The sequence below is a fragment of the Congregibacter litoralis KT71 genome (assembly GCF_000153125.2).
In the GTDB taxonomy this organism is placed as follows: Bacteria; Pseudomonadota; Gammaproteobacteria; order Pseudomonadales; family Halieaceae; genus Congregibacter; species Congregibacter litoralis.
This window is the reverse complement of the sequence record NZ_CM002299.1, coordinates 2,320,580-2,338,109: the sequence shown is the minus strand read 5'-3', so window position 1 is coordinate 2,338,109 and position 17,530 is coordinate 2,320,580. Positions and strand designations below refer to the sequence as shown.

At 59.9% G+C, this 17,530-nt stretch carries 15 protein-coding genes; 13 read left to right on the top strand and 2 right to left on the bottom strand.

Annotated elements, in window-relative coordinates:
- Window positions 1-12: 12 nt before the first annotated feature.
- Complete coding sequence (locus tag KT71_RS10775) at window positions 13-1,080, top strand: metal-dependent hydrolase (protein ID WP_008295378.1); 1,068 nt, start codon at window positions 13-15, stop codon at window positions 1,078-1,080.
- On the opposite strand, the gene KT71_RS10770 is transcribed toward KT71_RS10775, so the two are convergent.
- Window positions 1,059-2,213 (bottom strand): pyridoxal-phosphate-dependent aminotransferase family protein, encoded by a 1,155-nt coding sequence (locus KT71_RS10770; protein WP_008295379.1) that lies wholly within the window; start codon window positions 2,211-2,213, stop codon window positions 1,059-1,061. The two genes, KT71_RS10775 and KT71_RS10770, sit on opposite strands and share 22 nt — an antisense overlap.
- A 264-nt stretch (window positions 2,214-2,477) precedes the next feature.
- Here KT71_RS10770 and KT71_RS10765 point away from each other — a divergent pair, with 264 nt between their 5' ends.
- The 6 genes from KT71_RS10765 to KT71_RS10740 all read left to right on the top strand — a co-directional run bounded on the left by KT71_RS10765 (window position 2,478) and on the right by KT71_RS10740 (window position 8,656).
- The gene (locus KT71_RS10765; protein WP_023659605.1) at window positions 2,478-3,167 is read left to right on the top strand and encodes a hypothetical protein; all 690 of its coding nucleotides are present in this window, start codon (window positions 2,478-2,480) and stop codon (window positions 3,165-3,167) included.
- The gene (locus KT71_RS10760; protein ID WP_008295381.1) at window positions 3,164-4,291 is read left to right on the top strand and encodes a hypothetical protein; all 1,128 of its coding nucleotides are present in this window, start codon (window positions 3,164-3,166) and stop codon (window positions 4,289-4,291) included. The genes KT71_RS10765 and KT71_RS10760 overlap by 4 nt, the downstream gene beginning before the upstream one ends.
- A gap of 32 nt (window positions 4,292-4,323) precedes the next feature.
- Entirely contained in the window at window positions 4,324-5,214 is an 891-nt protein-coding gene (locus KT71_RS10755; RefSeq protein WP_008295382.1) for a helix-turn-helix domain-containing protein, read from the top strand.
- Complete coding sequence (gene rlmKL / locus KT71_RS10750) at window positions 5,204-7,432, top strand: bifunctional 23S rRNA (guanine(2069)-N(7))-methyltransferase RlmK/23S rRNA (guanine(2445)-N(2))-methyltransferase RlmL (RefSeq protein ID WP_008295383.1); 2,229 nt, start codon at window positions 5,204-5,206, stop codon at window positions 7,430-7,432. The genes KT71_RS10755 and rlmKL overlap by 11 nt, the downstream gene beginning before the upstream one ends.
- 234 nt (window positions 7,433-7,666) lie before the next feature.
- Window positions 7,667-8,110 (top strand): flavodoxin family protein, encoded by a 444-nt coding sequence (locus KT71_RS10745; protein WP_008295384.1) that lies wholly within the window; start codon window positions 7,667-7,669, stop codon window positions 8,108-8,110.
- Window positions 8,111-8,149: 39 nt separating this feature from the next.
- Window positions 8,150-8,656, top strand: a complete 507-nt coding sequence (locus KT71_RS10740) for a PaaI family thioesterase (protein ID WP_008295385.1) — start codon at window positions 8,150-8,152, stop codon at window positions 8,654-8,656.
- Window positions 8,657-8,692: 36 nt separating this feature from the next.
- Here KT71_RS10740 and KT71_RS10735 read toward each other — a convergent pair whose 3' ends face one another.
- The gene (locus KT71_RS10735; protein ID WP_008295386.1) at window positions 8,693-9,571 is read right to left on the bottom strand and encodes a LysR family transcriptional regulator; all 879 of its coding nucleotides are present in this window, start codon (window positions 9,569-9,571) and stop codon (window positions 8,693-8,695) included.
- A 107-nt stretch (window positions 9,572-9,678) separates the two neighbouring features.
- Between KT71_RS10735 and leuC the strand changes: the two genes are divergently transcribed.
- The 6 genes from leuC to truA all read left to right on the top strand — a co-directional run bounded on the left by leuC (window position 9,679) and on the right by truA (window position 17,489).
- Complete coding sequence (gene leuC / locus KT71_RS10730) at window positions 9,679-11,124, top strand: 3-isopropylmalate dehydratase large subunit (RefSeq protein ID WP_008295387.1); 1,446 nt, start codon at window positions 9,679-9,681, stop codon at window positions 11,122-11,124.
- Window positions 11,121-11,774, top strand: a complete 654-nt coding sequence (leuD, locus tag KT71_RS10725) for a 3-isopropylmalate dehydratase small subunit (RefSeq protein WP_008295388.1) — start codon at window positions 11,121-11,123, stop codon at window positions 11,772-11,774. The genes leuC and leuD overlap by 4 nt, the downstream gene beginning before the upstream one ends.
- Complete coding sequence (gene leuB / locus KT71_RS10720) at window positions 11,771-12,883, top strand: 3-isopropylmalate dehydrogenase (protein ID WP_023659603.1); 1,113 nt, start codon at window positions 11,771-11,773, stop codon at window positions 12,881-12,883. The genes leuD and leuB overlap by 4 nt, the downstream gene beginning before the upstream one ends.
- A gap of 5 nt (window positions 12,884-12,888) precedes the next feature.
- On the top strand, window positions 12,889-13,917 hold the full coding sequence (locus KT71_RS10715; RefSeq protein ID WP_023659602.1) for an aspartate-semialdehyde dehydrogenase: 1,029 nt from the start codon (window positions 12,889-12,891) through the stop codon (window positions 13,915-13,917).
- Between the two features lie 235 nt (window positions 13,918-14,152).
- Window positions 14,153-16,642: a motility hub landmark protein FimV gene (locus KT71_RS10710; RefSeq protein WP_023659601.1), complete on the top strand. Its 2,490-nt coding sequence runs from the start codon at window positions 14,153-14,155 to the stop codon at window positions 16,640-16,642.
- The gene (gene truA / locus KT71_RS10705) at window positions 16,635-17,489 is read left to right on the top strand and encodes a tRNA pseudouridine(38-40) synthase TruA (protein ID WP_023659600.1); all 855 of its coding nucleotides are present in this window, start codon (window positions 16,635-16,637) and stop codon (window positions 17,487-17,489) included. Before KT71_RS10710 ends, truA begins: the two co-directional genes overlap by 8 nt.
- The last annotated feature ends 41 nt before the right edge of the window (window positions 17,490-17,530 follow it).

Genomic DNA, 17,530 nt, shown 5'->3' with positions numbered 1-17,530 from the left:
TGTGAGTAATCTATGGATCCCGTAAGTCAGGGGGCTTTAGGCGCGGCGCTGCCCCAGTCCCTCGCGCGGGCTGAGCACACAGGACTCGCCATGCTCTGTGGTATCGCGGGGGGCATGGCTCCGGATCTCGATGTGCTGATCCGCTCCAGCAATGACCCCTTGCTGTTTCTGGAATATCACCGCCAATTCACCCATTCGCTGGTGTTCATTCCCGTCGGTGCCTTGATGGTGGGGTTCACGCTCTGGGCTGTTTTCGGTCGCCGACGCGCCTGGAGCTTCAGGGAGACCTACGTTTTTTCCCTCCTGGGCTATGCGACCCATGCGCTCCTGGACGCCTGCACCAGTTACGGCACCCTGTTGTTCTGGCCGTTTTCGGATCAGCGCTTTGCCTGGAATAACGTGTCCATCATTGACCCGCTTCTGACCTTGCCGCTTATCGGGCTGATCATTCTGTCCCGGTTCAGGCGCCGTCGCTGGCCCGCAGCCCTGGGCATGCTCTGGGTGGTGGCTTACCTGTCCGCTGGGGTGGTAGCGAGAGACGCCGCCGAGGATGTGGGGCGAAAGATTGCCAGGAGTCGCGGGCACGATCCCCTCGTGGTTGAAGCGAAACCCAGTTTCGCCAATCTCCTGTTGTGGAAAACCATTTATCGGCAGGGGAATGACTATTTTGTCGATGCCGTGCGTTTGGGGCGGGAGCCGGTGATTTACCCGGGCTCTACGGTACCCGCCCTTGATCTGCGCAGGGACCTGCCCTGGCTCCAGGCGAACTCCCTCCAGGCCAGAGACGTGGAACGCTTTCGCTGGTTCAGCATGGGCTATCTGGCCCTGGATCCGCGTTTTCCTGATCAGGTGATGGACATCCGCTATTCGATGCTGCCTAACGAAATTCTGCCCCTCTGGAGTATTCAGCTGGATAAGGGGGCCCAGGGCAGCCAGCACGTGCGCTATAGGGTGAGCCGCGAGCGCGGCCCCGATACCTTTCAGCGTTTGTGGCGCATGATCAGAGGGCTCCCTCTAAAAGATACTCCGGGGGACTCTCCTGCGGGCCTCGGGGGCGCTCAGCTACCGGTCAATGACTGATAATAGTCGCTCGCGGCCTCTACGGCGGCGCCGCTGTCCAGGGCGTAGCCCTCGGCTTTTAATGCGGTTTCCAGGGCATTAAGGCAGAGAATGACGTTCCGCTGCCGACTGGCGTGACCCATGAGACCGATGCGCCATGTTTTGCCCGCCAGGGCACCGAGACCCGCGCCGATTTCGAGATCAAAGTCGCGAAGGAGCCGGCCACGTACACGGGCATCATCAACACCATCAGGAATACAGACGGAGTTGAGTTGCGGAAGACGCCAGGCTTCTTCCACGGCCATGGACAAACCCATAGCCTCAAGCCCAGCCACCAGCGCCTTATGGTTTCGCTGGTGTCTGCTGATGGCGTTATCCAATCCTTCTTCCTGCAGAATCACCAGGGTTTCGTGAAGCGCGTAGAGTGCATTGACGGGCGCGGTGTGGTGATAGGCACGTTTGCTGTCGCCGCCCCAATACCCCATCACCAGCTGCATATCCAGGAACCAGCTCTGGACCTTGTGAGCCCGCGCCTGGATGCGCTCTACGGCGCGGGGACTGAAGGTCACGGGGGAAATACCCGGCACGCAGGACAGGCATTTTTGCGACCCGGAGTAGACAGCGTCCGCGCCCCAGGCATCCACTTTTAGTTCGATGCCGCCCAGGGATGTCACGGTATCCATGATCACCAGTACCCCGTGCTCCCGCGCGAGTTTGCACAGGGTTTCGGCGTCACTGCGTGTTCCCGTAGAGGTCTCGGCGTGAACAAAGGCCAGCACCGATGCCTCGGGATGATTTTTGAGGGCCTCAGCGACCTTGTGGGGATCCACCGGCGCGCCCCAGTCGTCTTCAACCATGACCGCGGTGGCCCCGCAGCGCTCGACGTTCTCGCGCATACGCCCGCCAAATACACCGTTCTGACAAACGATCGCCGTATCACCGCAGGACAGTAAGTTGACAAAGCAGGCTTCCATGCCCGCCGAGCCGGGTGCAGAAATGGGCAGGGTAAGCTCATTGCTGGTCTGGAAAGCATACTGAAGCAGGCCTTTGATCTCGTCCATGAGAGAGACAAACAGGGGGTCCAGGTGGCCGATGGTGGGTCGAGCCAGGGAAGCCAGCACGCGGGGTGACACATCCGACGGACCGGGTCCCATCAGTGTGCGTTGGGGTGGAAAAAAGCTCTGTGTCACGGTGCTACTCCCTTTATCGGAAATGAAACTCGGTGTTACTTGCGTTGCGTGGTTTGCCTGTGTCGGCTGTTGTTTGATGCAGGCCGGTCGTCGCGTTTGGCGCGGGAGTATACCGCCGCGAGCTGCCCGAGGCACCGTCACCCTTGTTGCGGGCCGGTGCCTGTGTCAGCATCCCACTCTCCCGCGCAATGCGTGGGACTTTGTTACCCGTCGATGCTCCGGATATCCATGCTTTCTTTGACTCGTCTTCGTCCGCGGTGCCTCTGTGCCTTGCCACTGCTGGTGCTTCTTCTCACTGCCTGTGCTGATCAGCCGGTGCAGCAGGAGGTGGCTGCGGATCCCGTAGATATGTCCGGAAACTGGGAGCTCGACTACGCGAGGAGCGACAACCTTCAGGCGCAGTTCAACGCCACCATGCGCGGACTGCGGGCCCAGGCGGCGCGCAACGCCAATGACAGGAGCCGCAACACCGTCGGGACGCCTCCCACCTCGTCCCAGGAAAGAGTGCTGGCGATGGCCCGCATGGCAGAGATGATCACGGAGTCTCAGCTCCTGGAAATTGAGCAGAGCCGCATTGCGATTCGCGTAGAGCGAGAGGGCAACTTTTCTTTAAGCTGTGATTACGGGCCCGACGCGCCCGTGCAGGTGGACTACGGTCTGGGCAGTGAACGTTGTTTCTGGGACGGGCAGCAACTGGTTTTTCAGATTCGTCTCCCCGATGGCCTGGATATCGTCCATCGTCTGTCTGTCTCCCGCACCGGTGACACCCTGGCGATTGTCACCAGTCTTTTTTCCCGAGGCGTTTCTGATCCCTTTTCCATACGCCGGGTCTATCGGCGGTTTGTTCCCGGGAGTAACGGTTACCGCTGTGTAGAGACACTGACCCGGGGTCGTGTCTGTACCACGGAGGCCTCATGATGCCGCGTCCCTTTGGTCTGGCTCTCCTTTTGCTCATGTTTTTACAGGGTTGTAGTAACAATCGCGGTGTGCCCGAGGCGCCACCGGAGCCCGAACCCCTCGCACCGCCCGTGGGTTCCGTGCGCCTCGAAACCACGGGCATGGCATCTGTGCCGCTGGATCTGGGCATCGCGGTGTTCGACCAGGGTCTGGATAACCGTCAGGACGGAGCGAGGGTATTCCCGACGGTAAGAAAAGCCGAGTCCCTGCTCATACCCGTAACGCTGTCGACCTATCTCGAGGATAGCGGTGCCTGGGGCGCTGTGCGCGTGGTGCACTCCGACGATGTGTTTATGCCACTGCTGGTAGAGGGGGAGATTCTGCGGGCCGATGGCGCCGTCCTGGAACTGCAGTTGCGCCTTCGGGCTGCTGACGGCCAGCTACTTCTCGATCGCATTTATCGCGATGAGGCGAACAGCGCTGATTATCCCGTGAAACCGGGCAAGGAACCCTTTGAAGATATCTACCGGGCGATGAGTAATGATCTCCTGCGCATCGGAAAGTCTTTAAACGATAGCCGGCGGCAGTCGCTTCAACGCCTGGCGCTCATGCGTTTCGCTGCGGGTTTATCCCCGGCAAGCTTTGAGCGTTTTATCGCTCAGACGGAGCAGGGGGGCTATGCCCTGGTGAGTTTTCCGGCGGATGGCGACCCCATGCTTCAGCGCCTGGCGCGTGTGCGCCGCCAGGATGATCTGTTCATTGATGCCGTGGATGAGCAGTACAGCGACCTGCGGGGCGAGGTCGAAGACAGCTACGCCCTCTGGCGGGAATACAATTTCGAGCTGCAACGCTTTGGCGATGATTACCGCAGCACCGCAGCGGAACGAAAACTTAACGCCCGCCGCGGCTCCTACGCCGCGATGCAGCAGGTTTACGCCAGCTATCGCAAGGTGAAAATCCAGGAAGAGGATCTTCGGGAGCTGGTAAAAGGGTTTTCGGGTGAATCCCTGGAGACGGTGCTGGAGGTTGATGACGGGGTGTTTCGCTTAAGTGGCAGCGTGCAGGATCGCTATCTTCAGTGGCGAGAGATACTCACCCGCATCAATGCCCTGGAAACGGGAGGGCAACTCCCCAACGCTCCCTAGGGTGTGGGGTCCCCCTGCGTTATGCTCTCACCGTGACAAACGACTCGAAAAAGGCATTCTCCGAAGCCGGCGACAAGATGGCGACCTTTGCATCCGCGCGATCCTCTCTCCTGGATACGCTGATCAAAGGCGCCGGTAAAGTGGCCGGTGGCACCCTGGATCTTGCTGTGGATGTGGCCACCATGAGCGCCATGTTCGGAGACTCCTGGGTGCGGGATCTGCTCTTGAATGGGGCGTCACCCGAGCGCCTGGAGGCGATGGCGGAGGCGGGGCACTTTCTCCGCGATGCCCGGGAGACAGCGGGCCTCACTATCAGCGAGTTGTCGGATCGTCTCGATCTGAAGGACGATGCGGTTCTTGCCGACGTAGAGCGTGGTGAATCCATTCTGCCCCTGGAGGTCATGCTGCGCACGGCATCATTGCTCGCCCGGCACGATCCCGTCCCCTTTTTTATCAAGTTCCTGCGAAGTTATAACCCGCAGCTGGAAGCGACCCTGGAACAGTGGGGAGTGATGGCACTACCGCGCAACTTTGAGCGGGAGCGTCGCTTCGTGAATCTGTACCGCCAGCATGATTTTCTCCGGGATCTCAGCGATGAGGGCTATCAGCGGTTTATTGAATACATGGACTCCTCAACCCGGCTGGTGGTGGATGTCATGGAGCGGGAGGCCGAAGCCAATAGGCCCAAAGCTGCGGGAGCTACGGCTAAAGGCCGGACAAAAACCACGTCAAAGCCGAAATCCCGGCGCCCAAAAACGAAGTCAGGTCCCACGGCGAAAAAAACCGCGGCCCCCATGACTCCCAGCGCGACGACAGCCAAACCAGTCCGTGAGCCAGAGCCAGAGCCAGAGCCAGAACCAAAGCCAAAGCCAAAGCCAAAGCCGGTAGTGCGTAAAGTGAAGCCCCGAAACAGTGATCGCTGATACGCCCCGTCAATGGCTCGCGACCTGCCCCCGGGCGCTACCGCCGGTTCTGGCCGCGGAGCTCGAGGCCCTGGGCGCCACGGATATCCGTGAGCAGCAGGCCGGAGTGAGTTTTACGGGCACCCGTGCGGTCATGTACCGGGTCTGTCTCTGGTCGCGTATTGCGACCCGGGTGCTGTTACCCGTTGGCGAAGGGGCTGCCGGGGATGCGGATGCACTGTACGCAACGCTCCTGGAGATACCCTGGCCCGATCTCCTGGCCGAGGGCGCGAGTATTGCGGTGAACTTTAACGGCACGAACAGCGAGATTCGCAACACCCGCTTTGGTGCCCAGCGCAGCAAGGATGCCATCCTGGATAAGTATCGCGCAGCGGGCAGGGCGCCTCCAAGGGTCAATCCCGAGGCACCGGATCTCCACATCGTTGTGCGATTGCATCGTGATCATATCGATGTGGCCCTGGATATGGTGGGTGAGAGCCTCCATCGCCGTGGTTATCGCCGCGCCGCGGGAGATGCCCCCCTCAAGGAGAACCTAGCCGCGGCGCTCCTGTTGCGAGCGGACTGGCCTCAGCTGGCGAGAGAGGGTGCTGCCCTGGTGGATCCCATGTGCGGTTCTGCAACGCTGTTATTGGAGGGGGCGCAGATAGCTGCGGATCAGGCGCCGGCCCTGGGTCGGACGCGTTTTGATTTTATGGGCTGGCAAGGCCATGACCCTGAGCAATGGTCGGCGGTTCACAGTGAAGCCCGGGGCAGAGCAGAGCGGGGGCTCGCGGCAGGGTTGCCGGAGATCCGTGGCTATGACGCCGATCCCAAAGTTATTCGCCGTGCGGAAGAAAACATTGCTGCGGCAGGGCTCGCAAAGTGGGTGCGCGTCAGCGTCAAAGCCCTGGGCGAAGTGCGCAAACCGACCCACGTGGCGCTGCCCAAAGGCCTGCTTATCACCAACCCCCCTTACGGTGAGCGCATCGGGCGTAAAGACAGCCTGCCGCAACTCTATCGTCACCTTGGCGAACTGCTTCACCGGGAGTTCGCCGGTTGGCAGGCGGCTATCCTCGCCGGGGACCGGGAGCATGGTCGGTCCCTGGGGCTGCGCAGCCATAAGCAGTACCAGCTGTTCAACGGCCGTTTGCCCGTCACGCTGCTGCTCCTGGATCTTGAGGGGAACCGCCTCGCCGACGGTGACGCGCTGGTCGCGAGGAAGGACTTGGAGATCGACATCCCCGAGGCGGAGGCATTACCGGAGCTCAGTGACGGAGCGGAGATGTTTGCCAACCGCCTGCGTAAAAATCAGCGCAAGCTTGCGTCCTGGCTCAAGCGCAGCGGCAACGAATGTTATCGACTCTACGACGCAGATATCCCCGAATATGCTGTGGCCGTGGACCGCTACGGCGATTATCTGCACGTGGCGGAGTACAAGGCGCCGGCGCAGGTCAGCGAGGCAGCGGCTGCTCAGCGCTTGAACGATGTGCGTCAAAGCCTCCCTGCGGCGACGGGGGTTAGTGCTGACAGGATTGTGTTCAAGCAGCGCGAACGCCAACGCGGTAAGGCGCAGTATGAGGTCCGCGGTGATGAAGGGGAGATGCTGTCAGTGCGCGAGGGCGAGGCACGACTCCTGGTCAATCTTCACGATTACCTCGACACGGGGCTGTTTCTGGATCATCGGCCCCTGCGTTTACGTATTGCGGCAGAGGCGACGGGACTGCGTTTTCTGAATCTCTACTGTTACACCGGCTCCGCCACGGTGCATGCGGCCCTTGCCGGTGCCCGGGAGACCGTGAGCGTGGATTTATCCAACAGTTATCTGCGCTGGCTTGGGCAAAATCTGGCCCATAATGGCCTGGCGGAAACGCGGCATCATCTGGTGCGGGCGGATGTTATGCAATGGCTGCGAGAGGGGGACGAGCTATTCGATCTGATTCTCCTGGATCCGCCGTCGTTCTCTAACTCCCGAAAAGTGCCCGGTAGCTTCGATGTCCAGCGGGATCACGGCGGTTTACTGAATCTCGCGATGCAGCGGCTGGCTCCCGAGGGCGTACTGTATTTTTCCAACAATCGCCGCAAGTTTCGTCTCGATGGCGAGGTCAGTGAGCGCTTCGCTGTAAAAGACATCACCCGGTCCACTTTAGACCCGGATTTTCAACGTAATCCCGTGCCTCATCAGTGCTGGGAAATGCGCCACAAGACGCTCCAGGGGGTCGCAGACAGCGCAAAAAAATAAACTTATCCACAGCGCTTGCAAAAAAATCTGACAATGTGCTAGCAGAAAATAACCGGATAAGTGGCTTTAATTTATGTATTTAATTTATTGATTTTAATTACTATTTTATAATTTTAAGTTTTAGGCTGCTATCCCGTAATTTCGGCTGTGAATAACTATGAAGGCCTTGCATTTTTTTTGCACACTGCTTTATCCACATCTTGAGCTAGCTGGGAGGAGTTTCAAGCGGTTGACATGCTAGTCGTTTATCACAGTCAAAGCGGCAGTGCCGCGAGGCTCGCCGCAGCGAGCCTTGAAGGGGCCCTCGAACACGACCCGAAGGTACGCTTTTGCCGTGCGGTGGATACCGGTACGCCCGAGGTGTTGGCGAGCACGGGACTGCTTCTGGTGTGCGCCGAAAACTCCGGGCGCCTGGCCGGTGCTATGAAAGACTTCCTCGATAGGACCTTTTATCCACTCATTGATCACCAGTCCACTTTGCCCTACGCGCTTCTGGTGTCCGCGGGCAATGACGGGCGTGGTGCCGTGGCCGAGGCACAGCGCATTCTCAAAGGCATCCCTTTTACGGAAGCCCTGGAACCCCTGATCATTCGCGGAGTGCCGGATGAGGAGGCCCTGCAGAACGCCCGGGAATACGGCGCAGGCTTTGCGGCGGGGCTGGAGATGGGCATCTTCTGATGTCCGGCAGATTTTTTTATTCAAAAGGATTGTGAAGTAATGACTGATAAGCAGGAAAACAGCGCTGCGGTAGCGGTTCCCGAAGGCTTTTCCCTGTTACCGGCGGGTCTTGGCTACGCCGATAGCCTGCGCCCTTTTTACCGCCGCATCGTCGGTACGGAGGTGAGCTTTGGTCTTCTTGTGGAGGAGCAGCATCTCAATCCCATGGGGATCGTTCACGGCGGTGCGCTGATGACCCTGGCAGATATCGCCGCAGCGAATAGCATCCGGGTATTGCGCGATCGGCCTGCGGCTTCCCCAACCATCAATCTCAGCTTTGACTTCATGGCGCCGGGCCGCCTCGGCCACTGGCTGGAAACACGCACGGATCATGTGCAGGCCAAGCGTCGTTTCGGCTTTTGCAGCGGCGCTATCTTCGACGGCGATAAAGCGATAATGCGCTACAGCGGGACCTTCTATTGCCCCGATCACGGCGGGCTGGTGGTCACGGAAGAGAACGCGGAAAAAGCGCGCATCATTTTAGGTGACGATGCCCCGGAGGATTGATTGCCCCGGGATTGCTCAGGGGCGCCTCGAGTGTGTTCAGGAGGCCTTTCCCGTTTCGCGCAGCAGCGTAAGAAAAGCCGAGGCACTTCGTGAGAGGCTCCGTTCCTGATGATGCACCAGACCCAGGGATCGAGAGAGTCGCGTGTTTTCGACGCGGAGTGTTTGCAGCTCGGGACCGGCCATGGTGCCCGGCAGCACCGTCCATCCCAAACCTACCACCGCCATCATGCGCAGTGTTTCCAGGTAGTTCGTGGCCATGCGCAGTTGTAGGGATGCACCGGCAGCATCAAAGTGCTGGTGCACAATCTGTCCCGTAAAGGTATCCAGACCCGGTAACACCGCGGGGTGTTCGGCCAGCTCCGCAATGCGAACCCGATGACGCCCGGCGAGGGCGTGCTCCTCGCAAATCATCACGGATAATTCATCGGTCCAGATCACTTCACTGTGCAACTGGGATACATCGCCCGGTGCAAGGGTGACGACGGCGAGTTCGATATCACCCACCCGCAGGCGCTCATAGGCCTGCTCGGAATCCAGAAATTCAATGGCGAGGTTTACCGAGGGATAGCGGCGCTGGAAGGATGAGAGCACCGGGGGTAAGCGGTGCAAGCCAATGTGATGGCTGGTGGCAATGCGCAGGGGGCCGGAGATTTCGCCGTTGATATCCCGCACGGCCCGCTCGGCCTGACGAAGACTTTGCTCGATCTCCGGAAGGTGTCGCAACAGGGCCCGACCGGCTTCCGTCAGCTCGATACGGCGGCCGAGGCGATCAAAAAGAGGCGCGTCGAGCTCGGCCTCAAGCACAGCGATGCGTTTGCTCACGGCGGGCTGGGTAATGTGCAGTTGCGTAGCCGCGCTGGAAAAGGATTTTCCTGCGGCGACTGCGGCGAAAGCGCGGAGATTAGCAATGTCCATTGATAACCCAAGGTAATCATGTATATAAAAATAATAGATTTGAGTTATTGCTGATGCAAGCCTAGGATGGCGCCGTTTTCAGTTAACTGCGTTGTGAGCACACTGCCATGCCGGGAAAAACCTTGTACGACAAACTCTGGGACATGCATCTCGTGGAAGAGCGGGAGGACGGTTCCGCGTTGATCTACATCGACAGACATCTTCTTCACGAGGTGACGTCACCCCAGGCCTTTGAAGGGCTTCGACTGGCGGGGAGGCAGCCCTGGCGTCTGGATGCCAACCTGGCGGTACCGGACCACAATGTTCCCACGGATTCGGCGGAACGCGCCGGGGGCGTTGCCGGCATCATTGACGCTACGTCGCGCTTACAGGTTCAGACGCTGGATGATAACTGCGAGCATTTCGGTATTGAGGAAATACCCATCAATGACCGCCGTCAGGGCATCGTCCACGTTGTAGGTCCGGAAATGGGTGCAACCCTGCCGGGCATGACTGTGGTCTGTGGTGACTCCCACACCAGCACCCACGGCGCTCTGGGCGCACTCGCCCATGGTATCGGCACCTCCGAGGTGGAGCATGTACTGGCGACCCAGTGTCTCGTGCAGCAGAAAATGAAGAATCTACGCATCCGCGTAGACGGACGTCTGCCCCTGGGCGTAACCGCAAAGGACCTTGCCCTGGCGATCATCGGCGAAATCGGCACGGCGGGGGGCACGGGCTTCGCCATTGAGTTCGCTGGCGAAGCGGTAGAGGCCCTCAGCATGGAAGGGCGCATGACGCTCTGCAATATGTCCATTGAGGCGGGCGCCCGTATGGGCATGATCGCTGTCGATGATGTCACCCTCGATTACGTGCGTGGCCGGCCCATGGCGCCCAAGGGTGAGCAATGGGAATTGGCCGAGGCCGCCTGGCGGGATCTGCACAGCGATGCTGACGCGGTGTTTGATCGCGAGGTTCATCTCGATGCGGCAAGCGTTGCACCCCAGGTGACCTGGGGTACTTCGCCGGAGATGGTGGCCCCGGTCCACGGGACGGTGCCGGATCCCCAGAATATCAGTCACTCGGGCAAGCGCGAGGCGACGGAACGAGCCCTGAGCTACATGGGTCTCGATGGCGGCATACCCATTACCGCCATCCCTGCAGATCGCGTATTTATTGGCTCCTGCACAAACTCCCGCATTGAGGATTTACGGGAAGCGGCGGCCGTGGTGCGCGGTCGTCAGAAGGCTGCGTCGGTGAAACAGGCCATGGTGGTGCCGGGTTCGGGGGAGGTAAAAGCTCAGGCTGAGGCCGAGGGTCTTCACCAGGTGTTTCTGGATGCGGGGCTTGAATGGCGGGAGCCGGGTTGCTCCATGTGCCTGGCCATGAATGCCGACAAGCTGGGCAAGGGCGAACATTGTGCGTCTACCTCCAACCGCAATTTTGAGGGTCGTCAGGGTTTTGGCGGACGCACCCATCTGGTCAGCCCGGGGATGGCAGCCGCCGCTGCGATCGCGGGGCATTTTGTGGATGTCAGAGACTTTACAGAGGGCGTGACGGGAGGTCGGGCATGAAGGCTTTTACGGTACACGAGGGATTAGTGGCGCCCATGGATCGTGCCAATGTGGACACGGACCTGATCATCCCCAAGCAGTTTTTAAAATCCATCAAGCGCAGTGGTTTTGGTCCCAACCTCTTCGATGAGTTGCGTTACCTCGATGAGGGTGAGCCCGGACAGGACTGCAGCGAGCGGCCTGTTAATCCGGACTTCCCCCTGAATTTTCCCCGTTATGCGGGAGCGTCGGTGCTCCTTGGACGGGAAAATTTTGGCTGTGGCTCCAGTCGCGAGCACGCACCCTGGGCATTGGAGGATTACGGATTCCGCTGTGTGATCGCCCCCAGCTTCGCGGACATCTTTTATAACAACTGCTTCAAAAATGGTGTGCTGCCCGTGGTGCTGCCCGCAGAGCAGGTGGATGATCTGTTCACCCTCATGTATGCCGAAGAAGGCTTTCGCCTTACGGTGGATCTTGAAGAGCAGGTAGTCATTCTCGGGGATGGCCGACGCTGGCCCTTTCCCGTGGAAAACTACCGTCGCCAGTGTTTGCTCGAGGGGCTCGACGATATCGGGGTTACCCTGAAAAGCGCAAAAGCCATTGAGGCCTATGAAGGCCGGCTCCGGGAACGTTCGCCCTGGTTGTTTCGCGCGGGAGCTCACGCATGACCCAGACCGTCCTTCTTTTGCCCGGCGACTATATCGGTCAGGAAATTGTGCCCGAGGCCGAAAAAGTGCTCGCACGGGTCTGCCAGCTCTATGATCTGCACATCACCACAGACTCCGCTCTGATCGGTGGCGCTGCCTGTGACGCCGAGGGCGACCCGCTGCCGCCATCGACCCTGGAAAAAGCCCGCGCCGCCGATGCAATCCTGCTGGGCGCCGTAGGCGGGCCCGCCTACGATGCTCTCGATCGTGATCTGCGCCCGGAGAAGGGTTTGCTGCGCATTCGTTCTGAGCTCGGTCTATTCGGCAACCTCCGCCCGGCTATCATGTACCCGCAGCTTGTGGACGCCTCCAGTCTGAAGCCGGAACTGGTGGCGGGGCTGGATATTCTTATTGTCCGCGAGCTTACCGGCGGGATTTACTTTGGTCAGCCCCGGGGGATTCGCGAACGCGAAGACGGCGAGCGCGAAGGCTTTAACACCTATATATACAGTGAGAGTGAAATCCGCCGCATCGCGAGACTGGCCTTTGAGTTGGCGGGCAAGCGCGGCGGCCGTGTGTGCTCCGTGGATAAAGCTAACGTTCTCGAGGCCACGGTGCTGTGGCGTGAGGTTGTCACGGCGCTGGCGGTGGAATACCCGGATGTCGAGCTGGAGCATATGTACGTCGACAATGCGGCGATGCAGCTCGTGCGCGCGCCCAAGCAGTTTGATGTCATCGTCACGGGCAATATGTTCGGTGACATTCTGTCGGACGCCGCCGCCATGCTGACGGGTTCCATAGGCATGTTGCCTTCCGCATCGCTCAATGAAAGTGGCCAGGGTATCTACGAACCCTGCCATGGCTCCGCACCCGACATCGCGGGGCAGGGCAAAGCCAATCCCCTGGCGACGATTTTGTCCGTGGCGATGATGCTGCGTTACTCCCTCGGCTGTCCTGCGGCTGCGGATGCCATCGAGACCGCGGTGGGCAAGGTACTGGACGCAGGTCTTCGTACCCCCGACATTGCCGGCGCCGGGGACCCTATAGTTACTACCACGGATATGGGCGATGCAGTTGTTGCCGCACTAGGCATGCCGGCATCGGCCGAAGACATAACAGACAGGTCATAGATGAAATGAGTAAAACGTACGATGTAGCGATAGTGGGCGCCACGGGAGCCGTGGGCGAGGCCATGATCGAAATCCTGGAGCAGCGGGACTTTCCCGTGGGCGAGCTGTATCTGTTGGCCTCGGAGCGCTCCGCGGGCAAGCGCATAAGCTTTCGCGATAAGCAGATTGCGGTGCAGGACCTGGCGAACTTTGATTTTTCAAAAGTTCAGATTGGCCTCTTCTCTGCGGGGGGCAGTATCTCTGAAGAGTATGCGCCCATCGCTGCGGAAGCCGGTTGCGTCGTCATCGATAACACCTCGCATTTTCGCAGGGACCACGAGATCCCCCTGGTGGTACCCGAGGTTAATCCCCATGCGGCGGTCGACTTTCATGCGCGGGGCATTATTGCCAACCCCAATTGCTCCACCATACAGATGCTCGTCGCCCTAAAGCCCCTGCATGATGCCGTGGGTATTACGCGGATCAATGTCGCGACCTATCAAGCGGTCTCCGGTACCGGTAAGTCCGCCATCGAGGAGTTGGCGGGACAGACTGCCCGACTCCTGAATGGCCAGCCGGCCGAGAGCAAGGTCTATCCCCGGCAGATTGCCTTTAATGCGCTCCCGCAAATCGATAGCTTTCAGGAGAACGGTTACACGCGGGAAGAAATGAAGATGGTGTGGGAGACCCAAAAAATCTTTGAAGATGACAGCATTGCGGTTAATCCAACCTGCGTTCGTGTACCGGTTTTTCACGGCCATTCCGAAGCGGTGCATATCGAAACCCGCGACAAGCTGAGCGCAGTAGAGGCGCGACAGCTACTGGAGTCGGCACCTGGCGTCACGGTCATCGACGAACGTGAGGATGGCGGCTATGCGACCCCGGTCACCGACGGCGCCGGCAACGATGCGGTGTTTGTCAGCCGCATCCGGGAAGATATTTCCCATGAAAGAGGGCTGGATCTCTGGGTAGTGTCCGATAATCTCCGCAAAGGCGCTGCATTGAACAGCGTGCAGATCGCCGAGTTACTCCTGCGTGACCAACTGATCACCTAGGGCCGCAGCACCGCGAATTCCCCATAACGCCCCCGTAGGTGATAAGCCCCGCACTTGACGCCGCCGCGCGCGCAAGGCTACATTTCCACAAGTTGCAGCGTTTTGTAGGTAATTTGACGCAAGCTGTTGTGTAAAAAGCCTTTTATGTCTTCAAGTACGGTAAGGTCAACGAAAGAGCCTGGGATCCGAGAGCTTCGGGCATAATGGCGAATCAGGGTAATAAAAAGGCGTGGCGATGGTGACTAAGTCGAGGACTAAGCCTGGGGTTCGGGCTGCTGTTCGTGCAGCGGTAATCGCGTACGGGGCGGCAGCATCGTTGCCGGCGCTCGCGTTGGGTCTCGGCGAGATCGAGATGCAATCGTTCCTTAATGAGCCTTTGCGCGCAGAGGTGGAGTTGCTCGACACCCGGCAACTCACTACCGATGACATACGCATCCGCCTTGCGGGCGGCGACGACTTTGACCGTTTGGGCGTCGAGCGCAGTTACTTTCTCACCAGCATCAAGTTTGACATCGTCGTTGACGAGCGCAGCGGCCGGGGCGTGATCAAGCTCAGCACCGATGAAGCCGTGTTGGAGCCGTTCATTGATCTCATTATCGAAGCCCGTTGGCCCAACGGTCGTCTCCTTCGGGAATACACGGTATTGGTGGATCCGCCGGCCTTCCGACAGGACGTCGTAACTGTATCTGCTTCCGAACGTATCGCCGAGGATACCAATCTCGAAAAACCCGCCCTCGCGCCGGAGTCCCGCCCTCCGGAATCTTCGGGCACAGAGCGCAGGGATGACAGCCTTGCTGTGCGCGAGAGCAATCTCCCTGCGGGGGAAATGCCCCAGCGTGCATTTTCCGCGGAAACGGCCACTGCGCCGCGCTCGGGTAGCCGCTACATGGTCAAGCGCGACGAGACCCTGTGGCAGATCGCGTCCGAGGGGAAACCCAGCGGCATCTCCGTGCAACAGGCCATGCTGGAGATTCAACGACTGAACCCCGAAGCGTTTATCAACGGCAATATCAATCGCATCAAGGCGGGGTACATTATTTATCTTCCCGCTGCCGGTGAGGTGAGCTCCGACGATCTTGCCCGGGCGCTGGATGAAGTGCGTGAACAGAATCAGGCCTGGCGGGAGGGGCAGGGTGCTCCCGGTGTTACGGCCGCAGCGACCTTGCGTGTATCGGCGGACAGCAGCGTCGATACCCCGGCGCGGAGCAGCGACGCCAGTCTAGCCACAGATGCTGGTCCGAGCTCCCAGGGTGAGCCAGCGAGTGCCCCTGCGTCCACCACGGAGGCGCTAGCTGAGACTCCCGAGGGAGCGGCACCCGCAGGAGAAAGTGCAGGCTCTGCTGAATTGGCGGCACAGTTGGACGCCATGGCCTCGCGCCTCGATACTCTTGAACAGATCGTGTCGCTGAAAGATGAGCAGATAGCGACTCTGGAACAGGCTCTGCGCGAGGCGCGGGAGGCCGCAGCCGCAGCAGCTGCCGCGCCCGCGCCCCAGGTAACAGCGCCTCCCACCGCGAGCGCACCGCAAGCTGCGCCCCGGACAGCTCCCCAAGCCCCACCGTCTCCCGCCGCTTCCGGTGGTATTCCGTGGCTGCCTATTTCGGGCGGCCTTCTGGCAATTGCGGCAGCGGTGGTGCTGTTGCTGCGTCGAAGGGCGGCTGGCAAAGACGACGCTTCGGGGAGCGCCGCCGTGGCGGCCCAGGTTGATGATGACGACGTTTTCGAAGGCGTTAATCTCAAGTCAGAGAGCTTCGATGCCGATGATGCCCCTGTGATTGATGACGCAGCGGCGGCGATGGCCGCAGCAGCGGCTGCCGAAGACGATAGCGAAGCGGCTATCGAGAGCGAGGAGGAGCATTCTCGCGGTGGCAGTCGCGGTTACGGTGAACGCAAACACGACGACTATATTGATGAGGGGGCCGCGGGTGATGCCCTGGCCGAGGCGGATATTTACATTGCCTACGGTCGCTACCTCCAGGCGATAGAGCTTCTCGAGACGGCAATCAGTATCGATCCGGGCAATGGTCTCTACCACGTCAAGCTGATTGAGCTTTACGTCGACATGGGCGAAGAAGAAAAAGCGGCAGAGCAGCTTGAAACGCTGCGCGAAAACGGCAGTCCCGACACCATCGCCCGTGGTGAGGCGCTTGTGGGCGGAGGAGCCAGCGCCGCGGCAACTGCTCCCGGTTTCGATCTCGAAACCCCTGCGGACGATGAGGCGCCGGCACTGGACCTCACGGATGACCTGGATCTGGAGCCCGAGGTGGACGGCGAGGCGGAATCCGTTGACGTTCCCGACTCCCTGGAGCTCAGCCTCGAAGATGCGGATGCGAGCGATGCGTCCCTTGCCGGGGCACAGGAAGACGACGACTTCGACTCCATCGAGTTTGAACATCTTGAGATCGAAGAGGACACGCCTCTGGAAGCCGGTAGCGATGAACTCGACTTCGCTGCTGCGGACGAGGAACTCGATTTATCGGATGCCCTTGTCTCAGCCGAAGAGTCCATGGGCGTCGCTGACGCCAGCGCAGCAGACTCCGCTGACAGCGAAGATCTGCTGATCGCCGAAGATGCTGACCAGATGGCAACCAAACTTGACCTGGCGCGGGCCTATCTTGATATGGGCGACAGTGAGGGTGCCCGCGGTATCCTTGAAGAAGTTATGGAGAAAGGCACCGAGGAACAGCAACAGGAATCCCGTGATCTCCTGACACGCATTGGCTGAGTCTCACCTCAGGCCATTTTCCACGGATACGCTGCCCCAGGGGCAGCGTATTGCTATCCGGGTTGAGTACGACGGCAGCGCCTACAGCGGCTGGCAGTCTCAGCCCCATCTACCCCACGTTCGTACGGTGCAATCTGAAGTCGAAAACGCCCTGGCGACGATTGCCAACGCACAAATCCGCATTTACTGCGCGGGACGGACTGATACCGGAGTGCATGCAACTGCGCAGTGGGTACACTTTGACGCGCCCTGCGCCCGCAGCCTTAAATCCTGGGTGTTCGGCGGCAATGCCCAGCTTCCCGCGACGATTCGCATCGCTGACGCTCGCGCCGTGGCCGAAGATTTTCATGCGCGCCACAGTGCTACGGCCCGACAGTATGATTATCTCATCGCCAACGCCCCGGTACCGTCAGCCTTACTGGCAAATCGCCTGCTATGGGTGCGCCAGCCCCTTGATCACCGTCGCATGCGTCGCAGCCTCCTGCCGCTCCTAGGCGAGCAGAACTTCTCTGCCTTTCGCGCTGCTTCCTGTCAGTCCACCACGCCCATGCGGTTCATGGAGTCCGTAGAGACCTATCGTCGCGGCGACATCGTGCAAATTCGCGTGGTGGCCAATGCCTTCCTTCATCATATGGTGCGCAACATTGTCGGCTCCTGCTTGCAGGTCGGCCTGGGTGACAAAGCCGAAGACTGGCTTGGGGAACTCCTGACCTTGGGGGATCGGACCCGGGCCGCGGCGACGGCACCCTCCCATGGACTCTATTTGAGCGGGGTACGCTACCCCGAAGATACGGGATTGAGCACCTCCGTCGAGCTGCCATTTTTCCCGTCGGCGACGCAGGAATAAGGGGTCGCTTCTGCTATCATTGCGCGCTTTTCAGCGGTAGC